The following is a 5,042-nucleotide window of genomic DNA, read 5'->3' as shown; positions in this document are numbered from 1 at the left end:
TTGGTTCTTGTTTTTCACAATGGATCTGACAATGCAAGCTATGCAGCATACGATCTAGACGGACATACAACGAATGGGGAAGGATATTTTGTTATTGGTAATGCCGCAGTTCCCAATGTCTCTATTGTAATCCCAAGTAATGGTTTGCAAAACGGACCGGATGCAGTTGCATTATACACAGGGAATGATACAGATTTCCCTAATGACACCCCCGTTACAACAGCCAATTTAGTCGATGCCATTGTCTATGACACCAACGATGGGGACGATGCAGAATTATTAGTTTTATTAAACGTAGGTCAGGCACAAGTAAACGAAGGTGGCGCTGGCGATAAAGATGCACATTCTTCACAACGTATTCCAAACGGAGCAGGAGGTGCTAGAAATACAACTACCTATGCGCAAATGGAACCAACACCGGGTGCTATAAATGGAGCCCCTGCACCAGTTGCAGAAATTATTATTAACGAGGTCGATGCAGATACCGATGGATCTGATACCATGGAGTTTGTAGAACTCTTTGATGGAGGGACAGGAAACACTTCCTTAACAGGCTTAGTTGTGGTCCTTTTTAACGGAAATAGTGATACCAGTTATAATGCCTTCGATTTGGATGGGTTTAGCACAAATGGGAATGGATATTTTGTTTTAGGAAATGCGGCTGTACCCAATGTTTCTCTTGTTATTTCAGATAATAGTATCCAAAATGGACCCGATGCTGTTGCTATTTACACAGGGGATGATACGGATTTTCCTAACGGAACTCCCGTTACAACAGACAATTTAGTCGATGCCTTAGTTTATGACACTAATGATGCTGACGATGCGGGATTACTTGTTTTATTGAATGGAGGACAAGCTCAAATAAATGAAGGTGGAATGGGAAATAATGCTGGTCATTCCAATCAACGAATTCCGAATGGTGCAGGTGGAGCAAGAAACACAGACACTTACACTCAATTAGAACCAACACCAGGAGTTGAAAATGAAATTATAATTCCTATTCCTTCTGTAAAAATTCATGAGGTTCAAGGAAGTGGTTTGGTAGCTGCAATGGCGGGTTTAACAGTCCAAGTTGAAGCCATAGTTATTGGAGATTTCCAAAACAGCGATCAATTTAGCGGATTCTTTATTCAAGAAGAAGATGCAGATGCAGATGCAGATGGGACAACTTCAGAAGGAATTTTTGTGTATTGCGATAGTTGTACAACCAATGTTTCTGTTGGTGATGCTGTTACAGTAACTGGACTTGCAGTAGATTTCTTCGAAATGACACAAATAGACGTGACCGCTCCTAATGGTGATATTATTGTAAACAGCTCAGGTAATACCTTACCAAGTTCCGCTTCTATTACTCTTCCTGCAAGCTCGAGTACTGAAGCAGAAGGAACTTTTGAAAGTGTGGAGGGGATGTTAATTAATGTGACTACCAATCTTGTAGTTAGTGAATATTTTGAGTTGGCTCGATATGGTCAATTGGTACTTTCAGCCAATAATAGATTTCAGCAATTTACAGATTCCAACGAACCAGATGTAGCCGGTTATAATGCTTATATAAGTCAATTAGATCAATCTCGAATTATCTTAGATGATGATAATAACTTACAATCCGATGCTGTTAGCGGTGCACCAGACGAACCTTATTTCTGGCCACGACCTGGAGCAAGTAACACGAATTTTATTAGAGGAGGAGATCAAATAAGCAATTTACAAGGGATCATGCATTGGTCATTTGCAGGACAAAGTGGTACAGACGCTTGGCGAATAAGACCCGTTGATGAGGCTTTCACTTATAACTTCACCCCTTCTAATGCCCGTACTGATGCTCCAACTGCTGTCGGTGGGACCTTTAAAATAGCAAGTTTTAATGTATTGAACTACTTCACTACTTTGGATGAAAGAGGTGCACATTCAAATGTTGAATTGGAGAGACAGAGAGCAAAAATTGCAACAGCTATCTGTAGTATGGATGCAGACATTATTGGTTTGATAGAAATTGAAAACAATGGTATGACGGCGTTAAATGATTTATTAAATGGTACCAATGGAATTAACGCCATCTGTAGTAGCACCTATGTTGCAATAGATGCAGGCATTATTGGGACAGATGAAATTACAGTAGCTTTTATCTATAATACTGCAACAGTAACTCCAGAAGGTGCTTTTTCTATATTAGACAGTTCGGTAGATCCGCTTTTTAATGATAGTAAAAATCGTCCAGTTCTAGCACAGACGTTTACTCAGATAAGTAATGGAGGAACATTAACTCTTGCTGTTAATCATTTAAAGTCTAAAGGTTCTTCCTGCGATAGTATTGGAGATCCTGATTTAGGCGATGGCTCTGCTAATTGTAATATTACAAGAACTAATGCTGCTACCGCAATAGTTAATTGGCTCGCTACAGATCCTACCAATAGTGGGGATTCCGACTTTATGATTATTGGAGACTTGAATTCTTATAGAAATGAATCTCCGATTGATGCACTAAAATTAGGTGCAGATGGTATTGGTGGAACTTCCGATGATTTTGTCGACCTTCTTGATTTCTATTTAGGAGATGATGCTTATAGCTATGTATTCGATGGTCAATTAGGATATTTGGATTATGCTCTTGCTAGTCAAAGTCTAGTAACACAAATTACTGGAGCTACCGCTTGGCATATAAATTCTGATGAAGCAGCTATTTTTGATTATAACGATGGAGTTCAAGATCCAGGAGAAGCTTCTTTTCATCGTAAATCGAATGCCTTACCTATATACGAAGCAAATGCATACCGTGCTTCAGATCACGATCCACTAGTTGTTGGAATTAACTTAAGGATAGCTCCTATCATTGATTGTCCAGACTCCATTGTCGTTTCTAACGATATAGGGATTTGTGGTGCACAGGTTGTTTTTATAAATGCAACTGCAATAGATCCAGACGGGGATTTAGATACGGTTATTCAAACCGGCGGACCTAACACGGGTACCGTTTTCCCATTAGGAGAAACGATAATCCAGTTTACGGCAACGGATCTAGCGGGGAATACTTCAATATGTACCTTTACAATTACTGTTAATGATACTGAAGACCCTGTAAGTGTTTGTCCTGCAGATATAATAGTAAGTAACGACCCTGGCCAATGTGATGCTATGGTAACCTTCTCTACGTCCGCGACAGATAATTGTGATGGAGTAACCTCAACTACTGTACCTGCTTCTGGCAGTATATTCTCAATGGGAACTACAATTGTTACAGTTACTTCAACAGATGCTTCTGGTAATACTAATGTTTGTACCTTTAATGTTACTGTTAATGATGACGAAAGTCCAGTAGTAACTTGTTCCGAAGATATCACAGTAAGTAACGACCCTGGCCAATGTGATGCTGTAGTAACTTTTACACCAACCGCGACCGATAGTTGTTCTGAAACAACGATTACTAGTGTTCCTGCTTCTGGTAGTGCGTTCCCAGTTGGAACCACAATTGTAACAGTTACCGCAACAGATGTAGCTGGCAATATCGATGTATGTACCTTCGATGTAACAGTTAATGATACGGAGGCGCCTGAACTAATTTGTCCAGAAGATCAAACACAATTCTTGGAAGATGGAGAGATCTTATGGGAAGTTCCAGATTTCTTTGCAAATGGAGAAGCTAGTGCAACTGATAATTGTACAGATTCTTCTATGCTTTTTATCACACAGGCTCCAGATCCTGGAACATTACTTCCTGAAGGGGTTCATATCATAACCATTGATGCAAAAGATGAGACTGGTAATTTTAGCACCTGTACTTTCGAACTTACTATTGAAGCAATTCTTGGAATTGATGAAAATGAACTTAATCTTGAAAACATTGTGCTGTACCCTAATCCAGCAAGTGATTATGTAATACTTAATAACCCACAAGCACTCGACTTAGATACCGTAGAAATTTACGATATTAAAGGAATGTTGATTCAAACTATGGATTTGAATACCATGGGAACAGAGGCAACAATCGATGTTTCCCGTTTAGCTAGCGCCATCTATATGGTTGTTATTAAAGGTGAAAATGGGTATGTTATAAAACATCTTATAAAAAGATAAATTACAAGAAAGTATAAAACTAAAAACCTCAACATTTTAAAATGTTGAGGTTTTTTTATGTACTCAAGGCGGCCCGGAATCATCGGGGAAATCCACATTAAGGGTTAGAAGCTATTTGTTTATTTGGCTATGAGTTCTTATTCTTTTTTTCATTAACTTTGAATATCATTACAAAAATAATTAATGTAATTCCCCTTGTTTTAACTCCCCATTTTAATTAGTATTTTATAGAGGATATAGATTATCCAAACTGGAAATTAATCCGTTAATTAAATACATATTAAGATGAAATTATTAGTGATTTTCTTTACTTTTTTTACAGTTTTACAGTTGAATGCTCAATCCAAGAATGATAGTATTAAATTGAAAAAAAGCAACTCAGTATTCAAAGATTATTATCCTATTAGTGTAAAGCCAACAATAGGTTATATCACAAGTATGAATGACTACGAAACAATACTATTTGATGCTAAGCCTATAGTTTATTATAGTTTTTATAATAATATGCAAAAGGTGATGCAAGATAGTATTGACAAACGCATTAGTATGGCTTATTACCTTAATTTTCAGCCTCATATTCGTATGTATACCGACAATTCAAAGCCTGTTAAAACACCATCTTATAAAATATTATTAGGAGGGCAATTGCTTTATAAAACGGATACTAATAATTTTTTTGCTTTAGCCATTGAGAGTGGACACTATTCAAATGGACAATCGGGGTGTGCTTTTGATTCTGACCTAAATGATGAGACAGATGAGTGCAATGATGTTTATGGGCTTATAACACAACAAACAGATTTGTCTGCTATTCTTAATAGAACCAGTGGGAATTTTTCAACTAACTTCACTAAATTATCTTTAAATTATAGATTTAATAACCTTAACGGCGATAGTAAGCCTGTTAAAATACACTCATTTACTACTTCTTGGGAATTGTACCATTCTAATATGTTAGGCCTTTTTGA

At 37.4% G+C, this 5,042-nt stretch carries 1 protein-coding gene and 1 pseudogene; both read left to right on the top strand.

Annotation, left to right across the window (positions count from 1 at the left end; all coding sequences use genetic code 11):
- Positions 1 to 4,074, top strand: a 4,074-nt coding sequence (locus tag A9Q93_RS00055; RefSeq protein ID WP_303685323.1) for an ExeM/NucH family extracellular endonuclease, incomplete at its 5' end; no start/stop codon positions are given.
- A gap of 285 nt (positions 4,075 to 4,359) precedes the next feature.
- Positions 4,360 to 5,042 (top strand): annotated as a pseudogene (locus tag A9Q93_RS00050) (hypothetical protein); the annotation flags it as partial.

This window comes from Nonlabens dokdonensis (assembly GCF_002162835.1).
In the GTDB taxonomy this organism is placed as follows: Bacteria; Bacteroidota; Bacteroidia; order Flavobacteriales; family Flavobacteriaceae; genus Nonlabens; species Nonlabens dokdonensis_B.
Note: the sequence above shows the minus strand (reverse complement) of the source record. Positions and strands in the feature narration are given on the sequence as shown.